The 25,033-nt window shown below is 48.6% G+C and carries 16 protein-coding genes and 2 pseudogenes; 4 read left to right on the top strand and 14 right to left on the bottom strand.

Going from position 1 to position 25,033, the window contains the following annotated elements; genetic code table 11:
- Positions 1-114 precede the first annotated feature (114 nt).
- The 10 genes and pseudogenes from lysS to JCM15908_RS03600 form a co-directional block, all read right to left on the bottom strand.
- Entirely contained in the window at positions 115-1,851 is a 1,737-nt protein-coding gene (gene lysS / locus JCM15908_RS03650; RefSeq protein WP_025002303.1) for a lysine--tRNA ligase, read from the bottom strand.
- Between the two features lie 332 nt (positions 1,852-2,183).
- Positions 2,184-3,524 (bottom strand): putative porin, encoded by a 1,341-nt coding sequence (locus tag JCM15908_RS03645; protein ID WP_025002302.1) that lies wholly within the window; start codon positions 3,522-3,524, stop codon positions 2,184-2,186.
- Between the two features lie 42 nt (positions 3,525-3,566).
- Positions 3,567-5,275 (bottom strand): annotated as a pseudogene (locus tag JCM15908_RS12100) (glycerophosphodiester phosphodiesterase family protein).
- Positions 5,276-5,444: 169 nt separating this feature from the next.
- Positions 5,445-6,835, bottom strand: a pseudogene (gene pgtP, locus JCM15908_RS12095) (phosphoglycerate transporter protein PgtP).
- Positions 6,836-7,861: 1,026 nt separating this feature from the next.
- A complete protein-coding gene (locus JCM15908_RS03625; protein ID WP_148295504.1) occupies positions 7,862-9,592 on the bottom strand; it encodes a hypothetical protein in 1,731 nt (576 codons plus the stop codon).
- Positions 9,593-9,748: 156 nt separating this feature from the next.
- On the bottom strand, positions 9,749-9,871 hold the full coding sequence (locus JCM15908_RS15360; protein WP_262498838.1) for a hypothetical protein: 123 nt from the start codon (positions 9,869-9,871) through the stop codon (positions 9,749-9,751).
- Positions 9,872-10,748: 877 nt separating this feature from the next.
- The gene (locus JCM15908_RS03615; protein WP_025002299.1) at positions 10,749-12,626 is read right to left on the bottom strand and encodes a DUF349 domain-containing protein; all 1,878 of its coding nucleotides are present in this window, start codon (positions 12,624-12,626) and stop codon (positions 10,749-10,751) included.
- A gap of 164 nt (positions 12,627-12,790) precedes the next feature.
- Positions 12,791-13,717 (bottom strand): magnesium transporter CorA family protein, encoded by a 927-nt coding sequence (locus tag JCM15908_RS03610; RefSeq protein ID WP_025002298.1) that lies wholly within the window; start codon positions 13,715-13,717, stop codon positions 12,791-12,793.
- A 395-nt stretch (positions 13,718-14,112) separates the two neighbouring features.
- Positions 14,113-15,567 (bottom strand): aminoacyl-histidine dipeptidase, encoded by a 1,455-nt coding sequence (locus JCM15908_RS03605; protein ID WP_025002297.1) that lies wholly within the window; start codon positions 15,565-15,567, stop codon positions 14,113-14,115.
- A gap of 12 nt (positions 15,568-15,579) precedes the next feature.
- On the bottom strand, positions 15,580-16,641 hold the full coding sequence (locus JCM15908_RS03600; RefSeq protein WP_025002296.1) for a lysylphosphatidylglycerol synthase transmembrane domain-containing protein: 1,062 nt from the start codon (positions 16,639-16,641) through the stop codon (positions 15,580-15,582).
- Positions 16,642-16,718: 77 nt separating this feature from the next.
- Here JCM15908_RS03600 and rsmA point away from each other — a divergent pair, with 77 nt between their 5' ends.
- The 4 genes from rsmA to rsgA all read left to right on the top strand — a co-directional run bounded on the left by rsmA (position 16,719) and on the right by rsgA (position 19,912).
- Positions 16,719-17,537, top strand: a complete 819-nt coding sequence (gene rsmA / locus JCM15908_RS03595; RefSeq protein ID WP_025002295.1) for a 16S rRNA (adenine(1518)-N(6)/adenine(1519)-N(6))-dimethyltransferase RsmA — start codon at positions 16,719-16,721, stop codon at positions 17,535-17,537.
- Positions 17,534-18,013, top strand: coding sequence for a free L-methionine (R)-S-oxide reductase MsrC (gene msrC, locus JCM15908_RS03590; RefSeq protein WP_025002294.1), 480 nt, complete (start codon positions 17,534-17,536; stop codon positions 18,011-18,013). The genes rsmA and msrC overlap by 4 nt, the downstream gene beginning before the upstream one ends.
- 242 nt (positions 18,014-18,255) lie before the next feature.
- A complete protein-coding gene (frr, locus tag JCM15908_RS03585; protein WP_025002293.1) occupies positions 18,256-18,816 on the top strand; it encodes a ribosome recycling factor in 561 nt (186 codons plus the stop codon).
- A 151-nt stretch (positions 18,817-18,967) separates the two neighbouring features.
- The gene (rsgA, locus tag JCM15908_RS03580; RefSeq protein WP_025002292.1) at positions 18,968-19,912 is read left to right on the top strand and encodes a ribosome small subunit-dependent GTPase A; all 945 of its coding nucleotides are present in this window, start codon (positions 18,968-18,970) and stop codon (positions 19,910-19,912) included.
- Positions 19,913-20,165: 253 nt separating this feature from the next.
- Here rsgA and JCM15908_RS03575 read toward each other — a convergent pair whose 3' ends face one another.
- The 4 genes from JCM15908_RS03575 to JCM15908_RS03560 form a co-directional block, all read right to left on the bottom strand.
- Positions 20,166-20,831, bottom strand: coding sequence for a DUF4276 family protein (locus JCM15908_RS03575; RefSeq protein ID WP_025002291.1), 666 nt, complete (start codon positions 20,829-20,831; stop codon positions 20,166-20,168).
- Complete coding sequence (locus tag JCM15908_RS03570; protein WP_025002290.1) at positions 20,828-21,889, bottom strand: AAA family ATPase; 1,062 nt, start codon at positions 21,887-21,889, stop codon at positions 20,828-20,830. Before JCM15908_RS03570 ends, JCM15908_RS03575 begins: the two co-directional genes overlap by 4 nt.
- A 205-nt stretch (positions 21,890-22,094) precedes the next feature.
- A complete protein-coding gene (locus tag JCM15908_RS03565; RefSeq protein WP_025002289.1) occupies positions 22,095-23,828 on the bottom strand; it encodes an acyl-CoA dehydrogenase family protein in 1,734 nt (577 codons plus the stop codon).
- A gap of 160 nt (positions 23,829-23,988) precedes the next feature.
- Positions 23,989-25,011 carry an electron transfer flavoprotein subunit alpha/FixB family protein gene (locus tag JCM15908_RS03560; protein ID WP_025002288.1) on the bottom strand — a complete coding sequence of 341 codons (1,023 nt, stop codon included), beginning with the start codon at positions 25,009-25,011 and terminating at the stop codon, positions 23,989-23,991.
- Between the last annotated feature and the right edge of the window lie 22 nt (positions 25,012-25,033).

Genomic DNA, 25,033 nt, shown 5'->3' with positions numbered 1-25,033 from the left:
GTGAAAGAACGAAAGGATAAAGAGTGAAAGAACGAAAGGATAAAAGGATGAAAAGTCTCTGAACTATTTCGTGCTTTCGTCGTCTTACTATTCTTCCTTTTACTTTTTGCCCTTTTACTTTTCCTGTGCTCCCTCAATCCACTTCTGAATCTCATCAAGCGACGGCTTCTCGTAGCCGAGCTTGTACTTCTTGTTGATTTCGCCGAGTTTCTGCTGCAAGCCCTGCGCCTTCTCGTCCCTGATGTTCTGAATGAGGTTGAAACCTGCCTTACGCAGCACATACACCCACTCTTCAGGCACACCGAGAGCCGACCATTCTGCCATGCTGCTTTGCGGTATCTTTGCCTCTGGCTTCATCTGCGGGAAAAGCATGACTTCCTGAATGAACTCCTTGCCCGTCATCAGCATGACGAGACGGTCGATGCCGATACCGATGCCCGACGTAGGTGGCATGCCGTACTGCAAGGCACGGAGGAAGTCCTGATCAATAATCATAGCTTCGTCATCGCCCTTGTCTACCAAGCTCATCTGGTCCTTGAAACGCTCTTCCTGATCTATCGGGTCGTTCAGCTCGGAATAGGCGTTTGCCAGTTCCTTGCCATTCACCATCAGCTCGAAACGCTCGGTCAGTCCCGGCTTGGAGCGGTGCATCTTCGTCAGCGGAGACATCTCTACAGGATAGTCGGTGATAAAGGTCGGCTGAATATATGTGCCCTCGCAGAACTCACCAAAGATTTCGTCAATGAGCTTGCCTTTTCCGAAGGTTTCGTCTATGGCTTCCATCTTCAGTTCGTCTACGGCAATGTGTCGGATTTCCTCCTCGCTCTTTCCTTCGAGGTCAAAGCCCGTCTTCTCCTTAATGGCATCAAGAATGGGCAGGCGGCGGAAGGGAGCTTTGAAGCTGATGGCATGGTCGCCCATCTGCACTTCGGTCGTACCGTTTACTGCCACGCAGATTTTCTCCAGAAGCCGTTCGGTAAAGCTCATCATCCAGTTGTAGTCCTTGTACTGCACATACAACTCCATACAGGTAAACTCCGGGTTGTGAAACTTGTCCATTCCCTCGTTGCGGAAGTTCTTCCCAATCTCGTAGACCCCCTCAAATCCGCCTACAATCAGACGCTTCAGGTAAAGCTCCGTGGCAATGCGCATGTACATATCGATGTTGAGCGCATTGAAGTGGCTGATGAACGGGCGCGCGCTCGCGCCTCCGGGGATGCTTTGCAATGTCGGTGTCTCCACTTCGGTATAGCCGGCCTCGTCGAAGAACTGACGCATCGTGCGCAGTATGGTGGCACGCTTGAGGAACGTGTCCTTTACGCCGTCGTTGACTATGAGGTCGACATACCTCTGACGGTAACGCTGCTCGGGGTCGTCAAACCTGTCATAGGCCACACCGTCCTTGTACTTCACGATGGGGAGCGGCTTGAGGCTCTTTGAGAGGAGGGTTATCTCCTTGGCATGAACAGAGATTTCACCCATCTGGGTCTTGAAGACAAAGCCCTTGATGCCGATGAAGTCGCCAATGTCGAGCAACTTCTTGAAAACGGTATTATACATTTCCTTATCTTCGCCCTGACAAATATCATCACGGGTAATGTAGACCTGTATTCTGCCCTTGCTATCCTGAATCTCTGCGAAAGAGGCCTTGCCCATGACACGGCGTCCCATCATTCGTCCGGCGATGACAACCTCGCGCTGCTCGTCTTCCCTGAACTGCTCCTTAATGTCAGTAGAGAAAGCATTGGTGGGAAACTCTGCTGCCGGGTACGGGTTGATTCCTATCTTACGCAATTCCTGCAGGCTTTGGCGGCGACCAATCTCCTGCTCCGATAATTCTAAAACATTCATATTATAATATTCGAATATATTCTATAGTTTGTGCAAATTTACTAAATTATTCGCAAAGTCCGTCTGTTTTTATCTTTTTTATAGATGAGCCCCGGGTAAACGATTGCCGGAACAGCATTGCGTCTCCGGGTGGCAGGCACACACCCAAATTCTGTCCAAGGACAATGCCCCGGAAGAGCCTCGACGGAGAAAACCTTGCACAAAGCGGAAAGACAACGCCATAAATCAGAAAATTGCCTTACAGGAGGAAGCGAAACCTCCTGTAAGGCAATATCAGAGAGACGGGGAAAGGAGATGCAGAGCAAATGTCTGCAATTCTCCCGTCCTGCGTCTTAGAATACGAACTGCAAGCGTGCCTGCACCTGATGGAAGTCCTTGTCGTAAGGCAGGAAATCCTTACTGAGGTGGTGGTAGGTATAGTCCAACATCACCTGTGCGAACTTGTTGAAGCTGTAGTTCAGGCCGAGCGTGTAGGAACGCACAGCACCGCCGCCGACACTGGTAGAGGAGTATGGCCAGTCTTCCATATATCCGTTAGGATAGTACTGGTTGCGGCCGGCAGAGAAATATTCGCCCTCCACCTTGTCGTTCAGGCCCGTGTAGTTGAAACGGCCCACTACTTCGAGCGAGCGTCCGCTCAGTCCGCGGAGCACACCCTCATTCTTGTCGTAGCTGTAGGGATTGCCGAAAATCATGTAGCCTGCCTCAATGTATCCGCCATGGAAGTTGTTGGAGCGGAGCGGATTGGCTGCCGTCCACGCGTCAAGCGTTCCCCACGTGTCAATATTGTTGTTGCTTGCGTCGAAAAGCGTCTTGGAATCGCGCTTCTTCGTAACGTGCTTGTACATGTATTCACCACGCGCAAAGAACTTCTCGTTGTGGTAGAGCACTTCCGCGCCAGCGTCGAGCACGTTCTCGGCCCATGGAAGGCTGCACGAAACAAACTGCTCGTCCTCGTCTACGAAGGTTTCCATCGTCTGTCCGAGGTTGAGGGTCTTCTTCAGTACGTTCTTCTCCCTAACGCCGCCACCCACGTGCTGATAACGGATGTTACCGCCGATGGCCAGAGTCTGGTGTTCGTCGGAGATAGGACGGTAGAGATAGCGGCCTGCAAGGACGATGCCGTTGAATCCGGCCTCCTCCTTATTATACTGGTTCTCGGTGAACACACCCTGATAAGCCATGAACTTGTCGTTGGTGTATTTGTAGGTCAGACCCAGCTCACGGCCTTCGCCCAGTGCGTTGGAAGCACCGGCACGCGAGATGAAGTGATAACTGCCGAGCGACGTGTTACGGGCCATCGAACCTGCCGGGTCATTGTAGTAACCACCCTTCACGGCGTGGCGTCCGCCCTTGCCGTCTTCCTTAGCATACTGGAGGAAAATATTCTTCTGGCTAAACTTGCCCCCACCGAAACCGAAGTCGGCATAGAAGTACCAATCCTGATAGGTCAGCGACGTGCGGATGCGTGCGTCGGTGATGGCTGCACCACTCTGCATAGGGGTGAAGTCGTTGTGATAGTAGGCAGCATCTGCCATGAAGCGTGCCCCTACGGTGAAGTGGAGGTCTTCCTTCTCGTTGTCGATGGTTACGGCCGGCTTGGAGTCGAAGTCCTGTGCGGTTGCCGACAATGCGCAAAGTGCCAAAACAGGCATCAATATATATTTTTTCATATCAGTTTCTTTAATTTGATTGTTTTGATGGTTTATACCTGATTAGTAGCCTAAGGCATCGAGTACGGCATCGGCGTTCGGAACGGTGGAAGGAGCCTGCGAGTTGTCGTAGGTCTGACCGGGACGGAACGGATTGGCCAGCTTGGCATTGCAGCGGAAGCCGTTCTCAATCATGTAGTGGAGGGAAATCTCCGAACGGTTGGTGAAGAAGCCGTCCATGTATACCGGGTGGGAGCTGCTCTCCTTGAAGGTAGTATAGGGAGTAGCGAGCACGTTCACGTTGAGCAGGTCGTCGAACTCAGTCGGGTTCTCGCCCCAGAAGTTGACGAAGTAGCCCATATACTTCTTCATCTGTGCGTCAGAATCGAAGGAGTAAGGATGGTTGAGCATGCCAGCCTTACGAATCATGTAAGCCTGCCACGGGTTGTTCATCTCAGGATAATTGTTGGGCGCACCGGAGATGGCAGGGCCGATAATGTGGGCACCATTGTCCTGTGCATACTTGATGAAGTCGGCATAGCCTGTCGGTGTGTCGTAGGCAATGTCAGTAGCGTAGGCCGGAGTGCTAATCCAGAGCAGGTAGCACATCGGAACCTGACCCTTGAAGACACCGTAGGCGCGGTGGAGAGCGTCGAACGAGAAGGTCTGGAGAATCACCTTGCCGTTGGTATTGCCCACGTTCACCTTGCCTGCCACGTAGAACGGGTTGTTAGCAGTCTCGGGCTTGGTGATGATGTTCCATCCCCACTCGTCGAGAATGTTGTAGACGCGTATTTCGATGTCCTTCGGGTTGAGCCACGACTCCTTGAACTCGGGATAAATGCCCGGACGGTTGCCATTGTCGGCCTCGTCATTCACGTATGCCGTCGAGCCATTCTTGTCGCCGAAGCTGTATTCAACGAAGTCCATATACTTGGCGGCCTTGCTCCCTACCACCGACGGGTCGTCGCACTTTACGGCTGCCTTGGCTGCCTTGTATATTTCAGCCAGCGTCATGTCCTTGTACTCGTCCTTAATCTTGTAGGTCAGCACACGGCGGCCCTCTGAGTCGCGGTTAAGCTTCTTGCCCATGGCGTAGTTAATCTGGTCTTGCAGTGCAGAGACATAGAGACCGTCGGAATACTGAATGGAGGGAACACCATTATTATATACAACCTTGCCATTGTGCTTGGCAGCAAACGAGGTGCGACCCTGCTCCGGAGTTCCGTCGTTGAACCACTTTCCGGCATCAAGCATCAACAGCTCTGCATAGTAGTAGGAAAGAGTGTAGTTGGAGCGGAAGTCCTGCTTGTCGCGGGCATACTGTGCATCGATGTCCTCCTCGCTGAAGTGCTGGCTGCCGTCAGCGTTGCGGAAGCTGCGGTAGAAATCCTTGCGGATGGTGGGCACCTCGTCAGAGAACACGTCCTCTATGTTGGTCGTGCGCTTCAGGTTCTCATCATGATTGGCAAGCACACGCCGTCCTTGGTAGCCTGAAGGTCGCTCTCCAAGTAGTCGGCACCCATGTTTCTTGCCCAACGCCATGCGGCCTCGGTTTCTTCCGGTGCCCAGTAGGTAGAACCGCGGTGTGCCACACAGGCATAGAGAGGCACATAGTCGCGTACTTTTGCCATCTCGTCAGAAATCTTCTGAACCTCGATGCGCTTCGCGTCGGTGTTCTCATTGGTAAACTCTTGTTCGTCGGAGCAAGAGGTCAGGACTGATACGGCAGCTACGCCCAAAAGCCCTAATCTGTAAAGACTCTTAATCATTGTTTTTGCTTTTAATTGTTATTTATGGTTTCTATTGTTTTTGGGGAGTTAAATCTGGGAGTTAGGAGAGTTAAATAAGTTAGGGAAATTAAAGGACAACACCTAAGGGCTGTATCCCTGCCTGCTCTCTCGCAATCAACTCGTCAACTTGCCAACCCGTCCCACTCGTCTACTTGTTCACCTGACTCTTCGCCAGATACTGCTCTTCCTTATAGGTAAGTCCCATGAAGAGAATTGACAACAGGCAGGCGATGACAAGAAGAATAAACGTCCAATTCCATCCCACGGTTTCTGCCACATAACCAATGACGATATTCGCCAACAGTGCCGTACCGAGCACATAGCCCATGAATCCCGTCAGACCTGCCGCCGTACCTGCCGCATTCTTCGGGGCAAGGTCGAGAGCCTGCACGCCGATAAGCATCACTGGGCCATAGATAAGGAAGCCGATGGCTATCAGGCAGCCGATAACGACGTTCACGTTGTCAAGATTCTGCCAGTAGACCACAATGGCCACAGCTACGAGGGCCATGAAGATAATCGTTGGCAGGGCGCGACGACCGTGGAAGACTTTGTCTGACAGCCATCCGCAGATAATCGTACCCGGTATGGCAGCCATCTCATAGGCGAAATAGGCCCAGCCGGCACTCTTTATGTCGATGCCTTTCTCGGTCAGGATGGTCGGTGCCCAGTCCAGACAGCCGTAGCGTACCATATACACAAAGGCATTGGCAAAGGCGATATACCAGAGGAACTTGTTGCTGAGCACTATCTTGAAAATCTCCTTCGTAGAGAGCACCTCCTCCGCCTTCGCGCTGTAGCTCTTCGATGCAGAGCCGCTCCACTTCTCAATAGACGGAAGACCGCACGACTGTGGCGTATCGCGTATCATGCTATACGCCATCAGGCTATCAGAATAGCCGCCGCGGCAGGAAAGGCATAGGTACCGATAAGGAAGTAACGTTGCTCGTCCGTACCGTAGAACCACGACCCAAACCACATCGCGCCATACACCGACATCGGCCCTACGAGTGCACCGCCGACATTGTGGGCGCAGTTCCAGAACGACATCCACGTGCCCCGCTCCTTGATGGAGAACCAGTGAGTCATCACACGTCCGCACGGAGGCCAGCCCATACCGTTGAACCATCCTACGAGGAAATTCAGCGCAGCCATCAGCAGAATTGCCAACGACTTATGCTCCGAGCCTATCCATTGTACAGGCACTATCATAAAGAGCATAGCGATGGCAGCCAGCACCAGTCCCAATGGCAGGAAAGTACGGGCGTTGCTGCGGTCGGAGATGCTCGCCATGATAAACTTGGAGAATCCGTACGCAATGGCATTCATCGAAAGGACAATGCCCAGTTCACCTTTTTCGAACCCGAAAGGTGCGAGCATGGGTATCGCCATCGAAAAGTTCTTGCGCACGATGTAAAAGCCGGCATATCCGATGAATATGCCCAAAAACACTTGCCAGCGCAGCTGTTTGTACCTGACGTCGGCTTCAGGGCCAGTCTGTTCAGCCTTGTAGGCTGGCGGAGTTAGTAATTTCCACATAATCTTTAGCTATTATATTGGTAAATGTATGCTTTGTAAGGTTCTTATAGAGCCGACACGACAGGAATACAGCTTCTTCACCGGGCACGTTCAAACCGTGCAGGCTGTCCTGCCACGATTGTCTTGTGCAGTGTCTATTACGCCGGCCGGCATATTTCATTATTATTACAAAAATATTTCATTACGAAAAATTTGCAGCCTTTTAGGTTTACATTAATAAGGCTTACGCTTTATAATGAAACAAAGGTACATTTATTTCATAAATATCATGTAATTCGTTAACAACTTTTATAACTTTCATTTCTCATCGCAAGCATTTCGCTCCGAGCCGCCACCGACTTTCGGAGAAGGTTTCCAGATACCGCTCCCTGCTCTACAAAAAGCACAACAAGAGCGACTGCTGTCTCCACAAAATGAAATACGGTATCACCGGCCACAGAGATTTACCGAAAGCAAACAGGAAGACAAACATCACAGACGACTTTACCATACGTCTGGTACAGGCGAATACGACGTCGCTGTACCCTGAGCCGATAAGAGCAGTTGTTACTATGATGGACTGATGAAGAGACTCTGATACTTTAAGCACACCCATCTCTGAGAACTCGTTACTCAGCCAAACAACTCTTTCAGTCTCAATCATAATATCACGGAATTAACTCTACTTGATGATATGTAAAAATTAATGCGATTTTATCGCACCAGCACTAGTCTATGACAATAATTATGCGGACGAGATGCCTCGCTACCCTATCCTCATCATTTGCGGTTTCATGGTCCTTTTCTCTCCTTCTTTGGGTGTGCGGTCTCATCTTGGAAGTGATGCTGGCGCGCCATCGGCAAATGATGGAGATGTTAGACAAAAAGGAAATCCATAGAAACAAAGTCAAAATTCACCCATCAGAATTAAGATAAGCCGGTTAATGTGAGAAAAGTCTTGTGATGAACCGGCTTAACAAAAGACGCCACGTTGACTCTCTTGTCAACGTGGCGTTTTTCATTGTTCATTCATTTCCATTTTCAAAATCAGCGACCTAAATACTTGGTTATCTTTTGTGAACCGTCCGAATAGGTGATGCGGCGGATGCTAATTCCCTTTGATGGATGAGACAGGCGTCTGCCCGCAAGGTCGTAATAAGTAACGGAAGCGATGGAATCGGAAGTGGTGGAGGTTATGCCGGATGATGTATTTTCACACCATACTATCTCTGATCGATGGATCTCATTGCCACCTTTGTAAACCATCTGAATGCCTACACGCCTACAGTTTTCCACATAGGCATAGCACATGCGCTTGTCTTCTTCGGCGAAGAAATAATCACCATCCGAGAAATCAACGGGCACGTCGGTAATCTCTTCTTCCAATCCCGAATAAGTTTCCTTGTCAAAGGTGTAGGGAACCTCGTCGGTATCGAAATACAAATTGTAATACAGGTGTTCGGAAAGGATTTGATGGCTATTGACATCTTCTTTCTTTACGGTGAAGGTGATGGGCAGTCCGTCGTCCTCGCTGTATTCTCCCAGCTCTATTTCAGAGGCGTTTGCCGGTGTGTATGGTTTATCGGCGAAGGGGTTGAACACGGGGTCGGCATAGGCGGCCCATGGATTTACCACCTCTGCGCCCTCGTTGATGAGCATGAGTCCTTTTTCCCGACAGGTCAGTTGACGGGAGGTTTCGTCATAGTCGAAAACCAATTTGTCCACTGATTCCACGGTCATTTTTTTTCCTCCGTCCTCAGTTTCTCTCCAGCCATAAGTGGCCGGTTTCATGAAAACATAGTTGTGCTCGCTCTCGTTCAGCCCGATGTACTGGGGCATGAACACCACTTTTCCGTTCTCTTTCGTTCCTTTTATCCACATGTCGGGAACGTCCTCGCTGTCGAATTCGAACGGATTCTTGAAATAGAAGTCGTCCCCATAAAAGGCAGCCTGCACAACCGCGTTTTCCATGGTGTTCTTGTAGCTGAGGTACGAAAGCGTATAGATGGATGTTTCCAAATCTTCCGGAAGTTCCGTTTCTTTTTCGTTGAAAGGCTGGATAACGATGTCGGTCGTGGAAAATCCCGTCCATTCGCCTTCAGCGTTGGTGAGGGCGATGAGCGTGAGCGGAAGTCCCGTTTCGGAATCGTAGCCGCCCGGTTCCTGAGCGAGCACACCGTCCTTGAACGAGAATTTCACATCCCCTACAAAAGTTCCGTCTTCTCTCATTTCGGGTACATATACGAATCCGTCTTCCGCCTCTTGCAGTGTGAGACGTGTGGCGTACAACGTGGTTTTGTTTCCTTCCGAATCATAATCGGTGTCTATGGCCTGCGGAGTGCGTAGGACGAACGAGCCGTCGCCCGCCGGTTCAAGTTTCAGATAAGAGAATGTGTAGCATTTTCCCAATGCATCGTAAATATAGAGGTTTCCGTCCGTACCTTTCAGGTAGTTGCCTACGGAGCAGGTTTGCGGAACATACTTCATTCCGTTCCAGTCGGGAATTGTGCAGAAGGCCGAGCGTTGCAGGCTTTCAACCTCCTCACCTTCAGGTTGGTTCCTGATGATTTCGTCGTAAACGATGGGAAGGGCTGTTTTCCGGGGTGCCGCTTTGGAAATTCCCGATAGCATTTCTTGTTGCGTCCTGATGTTTTCGGATAACGTTTCCTGTTGCGTCTGGTGGTTTTGCACCGTGAGCGGCGCAAGGCGCGCGCCGGTCTGTGCCATCGCTGAAATAGCGGTTAACACGACGATGAGTGTAATGGTAATCTTTTTCATAAGCATATTACTTTGGTAAAAAAATGTATCGTTATTCGTCCAATGGTAATACCGGATGTTTCAGGATTGTGTTAAAGTACTTTACAAAAATACGAAAAATATTTATAATATCACATTAGTGGTGCGATAAATTTTAATTAATTGATATAAATCCCTTTATTGATAAGGCTCGGTCAGTTCACAAGTTGTGATTCCCTGCGTAACATCTGCCTTTTCCTTAAGGCATACGAGGACAGCCTTTACAATCTTGAATTTCTCAAAACAATGGAACTTTCCCATCTTTTCCGTGCAAACAAAAAGTGAGATAGTCGTATCTATGGGGAGTTGGACATGTACTCATCAGTATCGTAAGGCCGTTGTATGCAAACAGACAAACGACAAGAAAAACAAGGCAAAACGGACAAGGAAGACCCGAAAAATGAAACTGCCGTTTTCGCCTACCGAAAGTGCCGATTTGACAGGGTGAAAGTGTCGCTTTCGTCGTCCCGGAATAGCATCCTTATCCGGCAACCGCCGAACCGCTGTCCCACAGAGACGCTTTCGGATGTTTTCCTCTCCCAACCGCTCGCCACGGCACGGAATACAGGCTGTTATCCGTCCTCGGGCATATCTTCTCCCTTTACGATTTGCATCGTCCGGGAAAAGGACAGCGTATGGTCACCGGGGCGGCCGTTTGCCTGCCGGCATATACATGGTAAGCGGCAAAAAGGTAATGAAGAAGTAACAACGTGCAGGAACAGCTCCATGCCTGTCTGAATACAAAAAACAAACATCCAGAGGATGGAAACATGGGGACGATGCAGACAAACGGGCGGAACGGACAGGCACGGGGCCTGTCCCTACAGAGAGCTTGCAACATTGAAAGAACGTACGGAACAAACAGACTTCAAATGCAAATTACCTTTTATTAGCAATCAAAATGTAGGGACAGGCCTCCGTGCCTGTCCGAAAAAACGCCCACTGCATGGAGTCATACCCAACACCGGCAGGCACGCGGCCTGTTCCTACAGGCAAAAAACACCCAACGTGCAGGGACAAACGCTTGAAATCTATAAAGAAAAGGTCGCCTTGGCATTTTTGCCAAGGCGACCTTTTTATTTCCACGGAGCACTATGCTATTTTCTTCAAACTCACATTACAACGGGGAGAAAGCTCCCTACTTGTTTTCGGCATCAATAGCCTTAATCTTCTGTTTGGTCTCTTCCAAATCGTCCTTCAGCTTCTGAATACGACGGTTCATCTCATCAATGAGACTATTTCCCTTTTTGCTGCTGACGTTCAGGAAGCCGAGGTTATTCTCGTAAGTATTAATCTCCTGCTTCAGCTGCTCAAGCCGGTGCATCAGCCTGCCACGCTCGTTGTCGAGAACATCAGCACCACGGTCTGCCATCTTCTTCAGGTTGTTACGGAAGTTATCTACCCGGCGGCGCGCTGCGCTGACATGGAGTTCCTTGTAGAGCTTGTCGAGAATATCGTGATATTCCTTGTAGACCTTGTCCTTCTCCCTGAAAGGAACGTGTCCTATCTTGTTGAACTCGTCGGTCAGGCTCTGTACCTCTTCCTGAATGTTCTCAGCGGCATCCTCAGCCAATGCCTTCAGACGTTCAATGACGCTGTACTTCTTTTTCAGATTCTCGTGCTCCTCGTTGCGCGTACCGGCATGCACGGCATTGCGGGCCTCGAAGAAATGATTGCAGGCAGCCAAGAAATCGTTCCAAAGCTGGTCGCCCAACTTCTTGGGCACCATGCCGATGGTCTTCCACTCTTTCTGCAAGGCAATGAGCTTGTCGGAAGTAGCCTTCCAGTCGGTAGAGTCGGTCAGTTCCTGTGCCTTTGCCAGAAGTGCCTTCTTCTTCTCCGCATTTTCAGCAAACTGCGCCTTGAGATTCTTGAAGAACTCGCCCTTACGGGTAAAGAAGTCGTCGCAGGCAGCACGGAAACGCTCGAATATCTTGACATTCATCTTCTGCGGAGCAAAGCCGATGGTCTTCCACTCCTGCTGTATGGCGATAATCTCCTGCGTATGCTTCTCCCAGTCGGCAGAACCTTTGTTTTCCTGCTTTGCTATCTCTTCCACCTTCTCGCAGAGGGCGGTTTTCTTCGCAAGGTTTTCTTCCTCGCGCGAACGAATTTCCTCAAAATGCTGCTGATGCCGCTTGTTGACAACGGTACTTGCAGCCTTGAACCTTGCCCACACCTGCTCGCGCAAATCCTTTTCGACAGGGCCAGTCTCGCGATATTCCTGATGCAGTTCCTGCAACTGGTGGAACGCGCTGATAACATCTTCCTCCCCAGCCAGCTTCTCGGCAGCCTCGCAGAGCTTGGTCTTCTTCTCCAAATTCTTTTTGAAATCGTATTCGCGTGCCTCGCGGTTGAGGTTGAGAAGGTCGTAGAATTGTTCTACGTAGAGCTGATAGCTGCGCCATAATTCGTTGGCCTTCTCGGCAGGAACGGCCTTAATCTCCTTCCACTCCTGCTGCAGGGCTTTGAAGGCCTGAAAGTTCTTATTGACTTCCTCGGGCGTCGTGGCCATTGCCTTTATCTTTTCGATGATGGCTTCTTTCTTCTTCAGGTTTTCACGCTTCAGCTCCTCCTGTGCAAGGAAAGCCTTCTGACGTTTTTCCTTAACGACAGACATCTCGGCCTTGAAGGTCTCTTCGTCTTCATCGGGCAGCACCTGATACTTGCCGGGGTCTCCGCCAGCTTCGATGTACGCTTTCTGCTGTTCGTCCCGTTCAGCAAAATGAATCTTGTAAAAGGCAGTCTTCAAATGGTCAATTTCCGCCTTTTCAGGAGTCTCGCTGCTCTCGACAATTTCCTTCAGACGTTCTATAATCTCCTTCTTCGTGCCGTAGACCTTAGCTTCGGAAGCCACCGGCTCCGCTATAGGCTGCTGTTCTACATCCGCGTTAGGGCTTTCGGCAGCACTTTCGACTGGTGCAGCGTTGATATTTGCTTCCTGCCTACTTGCCTCTTCGGCCTGCCTTACTTCTTCTGTGCCCTGATTCAGAGCATTTTCTTGAGAGTCCATCATGTAACTTTTAGTTTATGATTCGGTTTTTCCTGTCTATGCCGGGCGGTGTCTGTGCTCTTTCGCTACGCTATGCACAGACCTTTCCTGCATACTATTTATGTTGCAAACTTAGTTAAAAAGTTTCAAAGTACCTAATATATAAGAATCTTTTTTTGATTTCACACTTAAATCAGTCTCTTATAGCGCAATATCCACCACGAAGCTCCCGAGACGACGACGGAGATGATAAGGGCAATAACGAAGCCCCATTTGTTTTGCTCCATGCCATTGATGAGATTCATGCCGAAAAGAGAGGATATGAGCGTGGGAAACATCATGATGATGGAGACGGAGGTAAGGGTACGCATCACGGTGTTCATATTGTTATTGATGATGCTTGAATAGGTTTCCATCGTCGACTCAAGAATGTCAGAATAGATGCTTGTCGTCTCCCGTGCCTGACTCATCTCGATATTGACGTCTTCAATCAGGTCAGCATCCAACTCGTCAACCTGCAACTTGAACTTCAGCTTTGCCAACAGGTTTTCATTGCCACGGATAGAGGTAATGAAGTAGGTAAGCGAGTCCTGAAGACGACTCAGGCCTATCAGGCTCTCGTTGTTAATACCCTTGTCAAGGTTTCTTTTAGCCTTTTCGATGAGGGTGTTGATTTGCTTCAACCGCTTCAGATACCATACGGCAGAGGAAAGAAAGAGACGGAAAATCATGTCTACATAGTCCGTAAATCCCACACCGCGCTTTTGCTGATAGCTGACAAAGTCTATCATCATGTTGGTTTCAAAGTTGCAAACGGTAATGGTAACATCGCGCTTGTGGATGATACCAAGGGGCACCGTGGTGTAGGGCGTACGCGAACGTATCTCCTTGACATAGGGGATACGGAGGATAATGAGCATCCATCCGTCGTCGTACTCGTATCGGGCACGCTCATCGGTATCGCTGATGTCGGAAAGAAAATAATCGGGGATATTGAACTTCTCTTCGAGTTCCTGCTGATCCTGCTCCGTCGGGCAGGTTACCTGAATCCAGCAATTGGGCTGCCATTCCTTGATGGCGTTCAGGCTTCCATTGATATTCCAGTATGTCTTCATTTGCTAATCTCCAAGTTAGAAAGAGAGTGGGGATTAGCAAACTTGTTGCTATCCTCACGCCTGCTGATTGAATTTTTCCGCGTGATAATCGTCCATTTATTTATTACATATTGGTTTTGCTGTGCAAAAGTAGGCAAAAAAATCGGTTATGGCAAACAAAAGGATAAGTTTTTGCCTGTTCCGACGCCACGAAAAAGCGTAGACCGGCAACAGGAAAGGGACGGAAGCCGCAGCCCGGCATGTCGCCTGTCTCTGTAGAAGCACATAAAAAAGCAGAGCCGACAATGGAGAAAAAGCTCGCATTGTATGGCTCTGCCGTAAGTGTGCCGAATGAATTAAACTATATTCTGTTTATACCTTTATTTTTGTTTTCTTTAATAATGTAGACAACTGGATCACTTTACTGGAACTTCCTCCAAAGCCCGGACGAGAAGATTCCAGAAAGGCTCTGCCGAAGCTATTTCGAAACGCTCTGTCGTGGTGTGCGGACTGCGGATAGTTGGACCGAAGCTGACAACGTCCATATTCGGATACTTGCCAAGGATAATGGAACATTCAAGTCCCGCATGGTCTACCTGAACAATGCCTTCCTCTCCCTGCTGCTCCTTGTAGATTCGCTTCAGGAGGTTCAGCACTTCGCTATCGGGATTAGGATCCCATCCGCCGTAGCTGCCGCTGAACACGGTCTTCATGCCTGCCATATTGAAGCAGCTTTCAATCTGACCACAGATATACTCTTTCATGTCTTCGCGGGCAGAACGTGCCAGAATCTTGACAGCAGCCTTGTTGGGCGTAATGTCGATGATGGCCAAGTTAGAAGAAGTCTCAACCACATTCGGATAGACGGGAATCATACGCAAAACACCATTGTGGCAGGCATAAATAGCGTTTATCAGCTTCTCCTGTACGTCTACAGGAACAAGGGTTGCAGGTTTCTCTACCTCTTCGGTAAAGAACTCTATGTTCTTCTCTATCGTCTTGTATTCGTCTTCGATGGCGGCCTTCTGCTTTGCTACAAGCTCTTTCAGAGCCTCAACTTTTGCCTTTGGCAAAGCCAAAACAGCCTCAGCCTTGAACGGGATGGCATTACGCATGTTGCCACCGAGCCAGCAAGCCAGACGGGCGTCAAGCTGCTTGATTGCCTTGCTGACGAGACGAACCATTTCCTTGTTGGCATTGGCTCTGCCCTCGCTGATTTCCAAACCAGAGTGTCCACCGCGCAGACCCTTCAGCGTTACCTTAACGGCAGCTTCCTGATTGTTTTCCACCTCTTTGTATTCAAGCGTAGAGGTGATGTCTATACCTCCCGCAGAACCAATGACAAACTTGCCCCATGTTTCAGAGTCAAGATTCATAAGAATATCGCCCTGCAATTCGCCTGTAGGAAGGTCGTTGGCTCCAAACATACCCGTCTCTTCATCGGCGGTAATCAGTCCCTCTATAGGACCATGTTTGAGGGTCTTGCTTTCCATGACAGCCAAAATGGCAGCCACACCGACGCCGTCGTCAGCACCAAGAGTGGTATTGTTTCCGTACACCCATCCGTCCGTGATGTGGGTTTCGATGGGGTCGGTCTCAAAGTTGTGCTTGCTGTCAGGACTCTTCTGTGGAACCATGTCCATGTGAGCCTGCATTGTTACAGTCTTGCGATTCTCATAGCCCGGAGTCGCCGGCTTGCGCATGACAATGTTGCCTGCCACATCGATGATAGCCTCAACACCTGCCTTCTTGGCAAAGTCAAGGAGATAGTTCTGAACTTTCTCCAAATGACCAGACGGCCGAGGAACTTGCGTCAGTGCATCAAAATTACGCCAGAGCTCTTCTGGTTTCAATTTGCTGATTTCGCTCATAATTTTGTGAATTTAAGGGTTATTAAAAAGTATTTGTTGATAAATATTTCGAGTATCAGTCTGTCCGGCATCGGGATTTCCCAACAAGACTCTTGTCTTGGTAAATCCAAGCGACATCCATGCATAAACTCCCAACAGGACTACCAACAGGGTCTGTATAGTGTGGACGATGAGCACAAAGTAGAGTGCCTGCACGTCGGCAACGCCATAAAGAATGAGCATCGTCTTGACAGCAAAATGCCAAGGACCTGCCCCATTGGGAGTAGGCACGATAACCGCAATTGACCCGACAACAAAGCTGACAAGCGCACAAGTCATCCCCAACTGGGCAGTAGCATCAAAACAATAGAATGTCAGGAAAAAATGCAGAAAGTAGCTCGCCCATATCGCCACGCTGTAGAACAGGAACAAAGGCACGTTCCGAAGTCCACGGAGAGAGAGGACGCCTTGCCAAATGCCCGTCAGCGTTTCCTTTACCTTATTATATATAGACAGTCGGCGCAGTACAAAATAGAACAATACTACCGAAGCTATGCCACAGACGACCGTAACCAACCACCCCGTTGCCGTGAACCGCCCAAGAATATCATCTATTCGGGTTCCTGTCCGGCTGAAGAAGTTGACGAAGACACGCAGCTGGGCCAAAAAGGCAACCGCTGTAATCAACAATACAATGATTGTATCAACAGCTCGCTCGGTTACTACGGTGCCAAGTGCCTTGGGGAACGACACCTTCTCATAACGGTTGAGTACCCCACAACGCGCAAACTCACCTGCCCGGGGGATAATGAGACTGACAGCATACGACAGATAGATAGAGTTGACGCAGACAAATGCGCGCGGTTTTTCGCCAAGTGGTTCAAGCGTCTGTTTCCATCGCCATCCACGGAAAGCCTGTGCCAATATCCCGAAAGGAAGGGAGAGCAGCATCCACGTCCAATTCATTTGATAAAGAAGTACTTCCCTTATCCTCGTAAAGTCGAAACCACGATACATCCAATAGAGAATACCGCCGCCAAGAGTAAGGGGCAGCACTATCTTCAGGACATTATTGAGTAGTTTCTTCGTTCTCATTTTTGCAAGCAAAGATACTTAAATTGCACATAAATACAAAATAAAATGTTATCTTTGTAGCCAAATAAATAAAATTTATGAAATCAGTAAAGCCCAAGAAGAACCTCGGTCAGCATTTTCTTACCGACCTGAGCATTGCCCGGCGCATTGCCGACACGGTGGATGCGCACCCCGACATACCTGTTTTGGAAATAGGACCGGGGATGGGAGTACTGACACAATATCTTGTAGAAAAGCCACGCGAGGTGAAAGCTGTAGAGATAGACTCCGAGAGCGTAGCTTACCTATACGAACGCTTTCCCCGCCTTCATGAGAACATATTGGGAGAGGATTTCCTGCGTATGGACTTGGCAACCGTCTTCGACAGCAAACAGTTTGTATTGACGGGCAATTACCCCTACGACATTTCGTCGCAGATTTTCTTCAAGATGCTCGACAACAAGGAATTGATACCCTGCTGTACGGGAATGATACAAAGAGAGGTGGCTCTCCGGATAGCATCACAACCCGGCAACAAGGCCTATGGTATTCTTTCGGTACTGATACAGGCTTGGTACGATGTAGAATATCTCTTCACCGTCGATGAGGATGTATTCAATCCACCTCCCAAGGTAAAAAGTGCGGTTATCCGGATGATGCGCAACAATGTTACCGACCTCGGGTGCGACGAACAACTTTTCAAGCGAGTGGTAAAGACCGTCTTCAATCAACGGCGGAAGATGCTGCGTGTCAGCCTGCGGCAGATTTTTTCAGGAACAAAGCCTTCCAACGTATTCTACGAACAGGATATAATGACCAAGCGACCCGAACAGCTTTCCATCCCGCAGTTTGTAGAATTGACCAATATGGTTGCCGAACAATTTGCATTCTTTGAGAAAAAAAATATAGAGAGATGACCAGAAAAGAACAATACAAGCAATTGATTCCGCAGATAGCGGAACTTATCAAGGACGAAACCAACACCATTGGCGTGTTGGCAAACGTGTCGGCAGCATTGCACGATGCCTTCCCAGACCGTTTCTTTTGGGTGGGATTCTACCTCGCCGAAAAAAGCAACACCCTCCGGTTAGGGCCTTTCCAAGGTTCGGTAGCTTGCTATAGTATCCCTTATGGCAAAGGAGTATGTGGAAAAGCATGGGAAGAAAAGCGCACAATTATTGTTCCTGATGTAGAGAATTTTTCCGGGCACATAGCCTGTAGCAGTCTTTCACGCAGCGAAATCGTTGTACCTATGTACGACAGCTCCCATCGGTTCCATGGTGTTCTTGATATTGACAGCACCTGTCTCAATGACTTCGATACAGACGACAAGGAGGGGTTGGAGCAGATTGTCGCCCTGTTAATGGAAGAAATAGAAGACCTTTTATCATAAGTCAAAAATACAAAACAGCAAGGAGCAACTTGAAAGTTGCTCCTTGCTGTTTATCTTGTCTCTGCACCATGAAATAAAACATCCGATAAGAATTGTCCAGCTTTAGTACCATTTCAAATATACATATTTAAATTGGATTATTGAGTGTTTAGAAGAAAGATAGTGAAAAAAGCAATGCAAATGTTGTGTGGTTGCAAAATTCTTCCTATTTTTGTAAACATAAAGATTTAATATTACGAAATATGTTAGACGTTAAAGCAACACTTAGCGAAGCTGAAGAGCGCATGGAAATGGCAGCCATGTACCTTGACGAACAGCTTCAGCGTATTCGTGCAGGACGCGCGAATGCTGCTATACTTGATGGCGTACGTGTCAATTCCTACGGCTCCATGGTTCCGCTGAATCAGGTAGCATCCGTTACGATTCCCGACCCACGCACCATCGCCATCCGCCCATGGGACAAGAAAGCCATCCGCGACATTGAAAAGGCCATCATGGACTCCGATGTCGGCATCACGCCCGAGAACAACGGCGAGGTGGTTCGCCTCAACCTGCCGCAGCCTACGGAAGAACGCCGCAAAGACCTTGTAAAGCAGTGCAACAAGATTGGCGAACGCACGAAGGTGGAGATACGCAATGCGCGTAGCGAAATCAAGGACAAGCTGAAGAAAGCCATCAAGGACGGACTTTCGGAAGACAACGAGAAGGATGCCGAAGAGCAGCTTCAAAAGATTCACGACAAATATATCAAGAAAATCGAAACACTGCTCGATGAGAAGCAGAAGGAGATTATGACGGTATAATATGATAAGGTAAAAGAGTAAAAAGAAAGAGAGGCAAGAGAAAAGACAGACGTTCTCGCATCCGCTCACAATAAGTCTTAAATGTTTTTTACTCTTTTACTTTTTAGTCTTTTAACTTCTACCTTTCCCTCCCCTTTCACCCTTCTTCAATATGCGTGGCTTAGTAATCAAGAATACGGGTAGCTGGTACACCGTCAAAACGGAAGACGGACGTACCATCGACAGCAAAATCAAAGGCAACTTCCGCCTCAAAGGCATCCGCTCCACCAATCCGGTTGCCGTGGGCGACCATGTCGTAGTCGTACCCAATCAGGAAGGAACGGCTTTTATTACCGAGATAGAAGACAGGCGAAACTACATCATCCGCAAGTCGCCCAACCTCTCTAAGCAGAGCCACATCATCGCAGCCAACCTTGACCAGGCCTTTCTTATCGTTACGGTCAACTATCCCGAAACGTCCACCACCTTCATAGACCGCTTCCTTGCCGGTGCCGAGGCTTACCGCGTACCCGTCGTGCTCATATTCAACAAGTACGACCTTCTTGACGATGACGAGCGACGCTACCAACATGCCGTAATGAACCTCTACGAGAGTATCGGCTACCAGTGCGTCGAACTTCAGGCTACTCCCCAAGCCCCGGAAGGCAAGGGAACAGAGCAGCTCCGCCCCCTGATGGAAGGCAAGACCACGCTGATGAGCGGCAATAGCGGCGTAGGGAAATCGACACTCATCAATGCTCTCCTACCCTACGCGAACCTCCGCACTGCCGACATATCCGATGCTCATAACACAGGCATGCACACGACGACATTCAGCGAAATGCTTGAGCTGCCCGAGGGAGGATATATCATAGACACACCGGGCATAAAGGGTTTCGGAACTTTCGACATAGAGCGCGAGGAGCTGACAAGCTATTTCCGCGAGATATTCAGATTCTCCGAGCAGTGCCGCTTCTCCAACTGCACCCATACGCACGAACCGGGATGCGCCGTGCTAAAGGCTCTGGAAAAACACTATATAGCCGAAAGCCGATACAACAGCTACCTTTCCATGCTGGAGGACAAGGAAGAGAACAAGTACCGCGAGGCTTTCTGACAAACGGAGAGACCTTGTATGCCTATCATAATTTTCTTTTTCATCCTGCTGCCCTGCACCATTGAGAGAACTAAGGCAAAGAAGCACATTCATACACCACAATCTAAAGATTCTCTGTATCCTCATCTGATGTCTATATATGGTTGGAAGAATTTTGCTATTGCACTATTATTCTATAGAAAGATTATCTGCAAGTTACAAAACAGCATGGACAGAAGTTCTTTGAAAAAAACAGGAGGAATGAATGAGTATTTTATGCCAATGCAGCCTTTATGATTTCTATCCACATACTGAATCTTGGACATGTCTTTAGAATTTCTGTCATGCCAACAGCCTTGATGATTTCAATTCCATAAACAACTTTATTATATCCGGGAATTAGTTTCTTCAGTCTCATGGATGGGGCGGTATTTGGATGATTGTTGATGTCTTCAGGGTTGGGAAAATCCTGAATGACCTCCACAATTCCTTGATAATCTATTTCGTTTCTTTCAAATAGAGAATCAAAGCCTTTGACAGAAGAGAATACTAACGCCTCAAATTCATGAAGCTGTATGTAAGGAATAAAATTGTCAAACTTCCTTTTTTGCATATTTTCAATATCTATCTTGATTTCTGCTTCAAGTATGGAAACTTGTTCTTGGTGTGTCTGTGATTCTTGAAGTTTGTTAAAGCCTGGGAAATCAGATGGCAGTCGATAGAAATCTATCATCGTGGAGACAATGACATCTTTTTCATATATCGTGTTCAAAATATCTTTCTTGATATAAGAGTATTTGGAGAGTCCCCCATTAGAATGTTTAGTCTTGAAACATTGTACGGAGTTGTATATTCCCATAGTGGAAAAGTAGGGACGGAGCACATCGTTGACGAAGTTTTCCTCTGTTTCTCCTTCTACTATTAATAGCAGTCTTTTCATAGCAATGTGGGTTGTCCGTTGATAACACTTTTTGCCCACAAATCTCCTAATGAATAGTCATTCAACCAACTCTTCAGTTTCTCGCTGTCTAAACGATTAAACGACGATTGTTTGTCTTTGCGGTCTACTGTGATAATATTGTCAGCCTCAAAATTATTTATAAGATTAACCGACTGTGTGGAAATTATAACTTGGCAGCCTCTGGCTGCAACTGATTTTATCATACCTGCCAATTTGACTATGGCAGCAGGGTGTAACCCTAATTCAGGTTCATCAACGATGATGACTTTGGGCAGAACTGGTTGTAACAATAGGGTGGCAAGAGCTATAAATCGTATACTTCCGTCTGAAAGGTCGTTGGCATCAAAATACTTCCCATTGCTTTCCATATCATTCCATTGCAGATTGATTTGACTTTTATCAAGTACTGATGGGGCTAAGGTGAAATTTCCAAAATAGGGCATAACGGAGCGGATAATCAACTCTATCCGTTTCAAAGTTTTAGGATATTTTTGCTGTAACATATAAAGAAATGACGGTAGATTACTTCCATCTGTCCTTAATAGACGATTATCATTGATGTTCGCATAGCCTCTCAGTGGAGCACTTTTGCTCGTGTCATGGAAATGATAAATCTTATAGCTCTGCAAATACTCTCTTAACCATTTATCCCTGAAAGTTGTAGAATCCTTTATTTGGCTTTCGTCCAAATTGCTTATATAGTAACGATTTGTCCGATAGTAGCTGCTTTCTTCTGCGATGAAAAGACTCCCATTATACCGTGGTTGTAGTATAACTTCATAGGCATTGTCGCTAAATTCCAAATACCCTTTTAACTCTTTGGTTTGCTTCAATCCATAATGAAATAGCCTTTCAACATTGTTCTGCATCGTATAGTTATACAAACGCTGCTCGTATATGATGTTTATCAGTTTAAAGAATGATATAAAGTTAGTTTTTCCAACACCATTTGAACCAATCAAAATATTAATCGGTTTTAGTTCCAAATCTATATGCCGGATAGATTTGTATCCATCTATAATAACTTTGTTCAGCATTGAAATATTCTCATAATGAAATAGTGGAACACATGAGAGTTCCAAAAGATTCCCATGCAAATATACGATAAATTTATAACCTTTGCAACAAATATTGCTCCGATATATATTTTTTATAACGTTGCTAATCAATTTTAATTCTTAAAAGCGGAAAGGAAGGCCCGCGCCTTACACTTTCCGCTTCTATTCTTTATTGCTTTGACGACTATGCCCCGGCAGCCTCTTCCTCGACAGCCTTGAAGTGGGCGAGGTCTTCAGGGTTGAAGGCCTTGATGTAGGCCGCACTTCCGATTACCTCTTCCTCCGTCATACGCACGAATACGTGGGCCGACTTCTTGAAGAGTCCGGGTGCCTTGGCGGCATCTTCGATGAGGAGGAGCGACTCGATAATGCCGGCTGTCATGTTATACAGACGACGGGCAAGGAAATCGTGGACATCCTGACTTTCGGCAGCGTTCACCTTCCCGACAGACTCCTCGTAGAGGGCCACGAGCTTGGCTACACGGTCGCGCAGGCCCTTCATGCAGTCGCAGGCAAGCTCCGTTTCGAGCATCTCCTTCATGATAGAGAGATAAGTGCCATTGGTGATATAGCGGACGGCTGCCACTACCTGCAGCTGTGTCGTTCCCTCATATATGGAGAAGATGCGGGCATCGCGGTAGAGACGCTGGCTCTTGTATTCCATGATGAAGCCCGAACCTCCATGAATGGAAATGGCATCGTAGGAGTTCTGGTTGGCATACTCGGAGTTGATACCTTTCGACAGGGGCGTGAAGGCATCGGCCAGACGGGTGTACTTCTTCATCTCCTGACGCTCCTCGAGCGAGAGCTTCTGGTCGCGCGCAATATCTTCCAGTGCCTTGTAGATGTCTACGTAGCGGGCAGTCTGATAGAGCAGCGAACGGCCGGCATCGAGCTTTGCCTTCATGCGGGAGAGCATATCGTAGACAGCCGGGAAGGTAATGATTTTCTTGCCGAACTGCGCGCGCTCCCTGGCATAGCTGAGACCCTCCATGTACGCCTCGCGAGCAACGCCGACACTCTGTGCGGCAATACCGAGACGGGCACCGTTCATCAGTGCCATCACATACTTGATAAGTCCCATACGGGTGCTTCCGCAAAGCTCTGCCTTGGCGTTCTTGTAGACCAGCTCGCAGGTAGGAGAGCCGTGAATACCGAGCTTGTTCTCAATGTGGCGGACATCGACACCGCCGTCGCGCTTGTCGTAGATAAACATAGACAGGCCACGGCCGTCGCGCGTGCCCTCTTCGGAACGGGCAAGGACGAGGTGCAGGTCGGAGTCGCCGTTGGTGATGAAACGCTTCACTCCGTTCAGCCGCCAGCAGTTCTCCTTCTCGTCGAAAGTAGCCTTCAGCATGACGTGCTGAAGGTCGGAGCCTGCATCCGGCTCGGTCAGGTCCATGGACATGGTCTCGCCGTTGCTGATACGCGGAATGTATTTCGCGCGCTGCTCGTCGCTGCCGAACTCGTAGAGCGTATCTATACACGACTGGAGCGACCAGATGTTCTGAAAGCCCGCATCAGCCGAGGAAATCATCTCGGAGAGCATGGAGAACACCACGTTCGGCAGGTTCAGGCCACCATACCGGCGCGGCATGCTTACGCCCCAAAGTCCTGCCTTGCGCGTAGCGTCAAGATTCTCGTAGGTCTTGCTTGCGTAGTGCATGCGGTTGTCTACAAGATGCGGCCCTTCCTGATCCACCGCTTCGGAGTTCGGCTCGATGATGTTGGCAGCGAGGTCGCCCGTAATGTCAAGAATCCGCTTGTAGTTCTCGATGGCATCCTCGTAGTTGACGGGAGCATCGTCGTATGTCGCAGCATCCTTATAGTTTCTTTCCTTCAGCTCAACGATGCGCTTCATCAAAGGATGATTGAGGTGAAACTCAATCTCTGGTTGGTCGCTATAATAATTTGCCATAATCTTATCTCTTTTCTTTTTTTGTTTCTTTATGAAGAATATACAAGGCACAGCCTGATAAAATAAAGGGAAGGATTCCTGTCAGTCAGGGAGTTTGTCTGACATCATTGCCATGACGCAGCCCATGCTTCCTGCAATAAGAGCCCTCATCTTTTTCATTTTACTTGCTGCTCTCCTTATAATATTTAATTAACTTCGGCACAACCTCCTCAACGGTACCATTGATAACATAGTCGGCAATGGCATTGATGGGAGCGTCGGGGTCGTTATTGACGGAGATGATAATACCGGCATCCTGCATACCTGCGATATGCTGAATCTGCCCGGAGATGCCACAGGCGATATAAACCTTCGGATGAACCGTTACGCCTGTCTGTCCTACCTGACGGTCGTGGTCTACCCAGCCAGCGTCAACGGCAGCACGGCTGGCTCCCACTTCGCCATGAAGTTCCTTTGCGAGCAGGAAGAGCTGGTCGAAACCTTCCTTCGAGCCTACGCCATAACCACCGGCAACGACGATGGGCGCAGCCTTCAGATTGTTCTTCGCAGCCTCAACGTGGCGTTCGAGCACCTTGACGACGAAAGCCTCGTCGGAAACATACTTCTTCACGTCCGGATAGACTACCTCGCCTTTCGCCTCACCCTCGTAGAAAGCCTTCTGCATCACGCCCGAACGGACGGTTGCCATCTGCGGACGGTGGTCGGGATTGACGATGGTCGCCACGATGTTGCCGCCGAAAGCAGGACGAATCTGATAGAGCAGGTTGTCGTAGTGCCTGCCTTCTTTCTTGTCGTCGTAGTCGCCGATTTCCAACTGCGTGCAGTCAGCGGTCAGACCACTCGTCAGCGATGAGGAGACGCGGGGGCCGAGGTCGCGCCCGATAACCGTCGCGCCCATCAGGCAAATCTGCGGCTTCTCCTCCGTAAAGAGATTCACGAGAATATCCGTATGCGGAGCAGACGTATAAGGGAAAAGTCCCTCACCGTCGAACACGAACAGCTTGTCTACACCATAAGGCAGAATCTGTTCCTCCACCTTACCCTTTATTCCTGTACCGGCAACCAAGGCATGAAGTTCCACACCCAGCTGATTGGCGAGCTTACGGCCCTTGGTCAACAGTTCCTGCGAGACTTCCTGTACGGTAGTCTCCTCTATTTCGCAATATACAAATACGTTGTTCATAATCTGATTTTTGAATGGTGAG

Origin of the sequence: Prevotella dentasini JCM 15908 (assembly GCF_000614065.1) — a bacterium.
Lineage (GTDB): Bacteria > Bacteroidota > Bacteroidia > Bacteroidales > Bacteroidaceae > Prevotella > Prevotella dentasini.
This window is presented reverse-complemented; position numbering and strand designations above follow the sequence as displayed.

Bases quoted from the DNA above. Each gene is read 5' to 3' on its own strand.
- lysS (WP_025002303.1), bottom strand. From the start codon at position 1,851: ATGAATGTTTTAGAATTATCGGAGCAGGAGATTGGTCGCCGCCAAAGC.
- JCM15908_RS03645 (WP_025002302.1), bottom strand. From the start codon at position 3,524: ATGAAAAAATATATATTGATGCCTGTTTTGGCACTTTGCGCATTGTCG.
- JCM15908_RS03625 (WP_148295504.1), bottom strand. From the start codon at position 9,592: ATGAAAAAGATTACCATTACACTCATCGTCGTGTTAACCGCTATTTCA.
- JCM15908_RS15360 (WP_262498838.1), bottom strand. From the start codon at position 9,871: ATGGGAAAGTTCCATTGTTTTGAGAAATTCAAGATTGTAAAGGCTGTC.
- JCM15908_RS03615 (WP_025002299.1), bottom strand. From the start codon at position 12,626: ATGATGGACTCTCAAGAAAATGCTCTGAATCAGGGCACAGAAGAAGTA.
- JCM15908_RS03610 (WP_025002298.1), bottom strand. From the start codon at position 13,717: ATGAAGACATACTGGAATATCAATGGAAGCCTGAACGCCATCAAGGAA.
- JCM15908_RS03605 (WP_025002297.1), bottom strand. From the start codon at position 15,567: ATGAGCGAAATCAGCAAATTGAAACCAGAAGAGCTCTGGCGTAATTTT.
- JCM15908_RS03600 (WP_025002296.1), bottom strand. From the start codon at position 16,641: ATGAGAACGAAGAAACTACTCAATAATGTCCTGAAGATAGTGCTGCCC.
- rsmA (WP_025002295.1), top strand. From the start codon at position 16,719: ATGAAATCAGTAAAGCCCAAGAAGAACCTCGGTCAGCATTTTCTTACC.
- msrC (WP_025002294.1), top strand. From the start codon at position 17,534: ATGACCAGAAAAGAACAATACAAGCAATTGATTCCGCAGATAGCGGAA.
- frr (WP_025002293.1), top strand. From the start codon at position 18,256: ATGTTAGACGTTAAAGCAACACTTAGCGAAGCTGAAGAGCGCATGGAA.
- rsgA (WP_025002292.1), top strand. From the start codon at position 18,968: ATGCGTGGCTTAGTAATCAAGAATACGGGTAGCTGGTACACCGTCAAA.
- JCM15908_RS03575 (WP_025002291.1), bottom strand. From the start codon at position 20,831: ATGAAAAGACTGCTATTAATAGTAGAAGGAGAAACAGAGGAAAACTTC.
- JCM15908_RS03570 (WP_025002290.1), bottom strand. From the start codon at position 21,889: ATGCTGAACAAAGTTATTATAGATGGATACAAATCTATCCGGCATATA.
- JCM15908_RS03565 (WP_025002289.1), bottom strand. From the start codon at position 23,828: ATGGCAAATTATTATAGCGACCAACCAGAGATTGAGTTTCACCTCAAT.
- JCM15908_RS03560 (WP_025002288.1), bottom strand. From the start codon at position 25,011: ATGAACAACGTATTTGTATATTGCGAAATAGAGGAGACTACCGTACAG.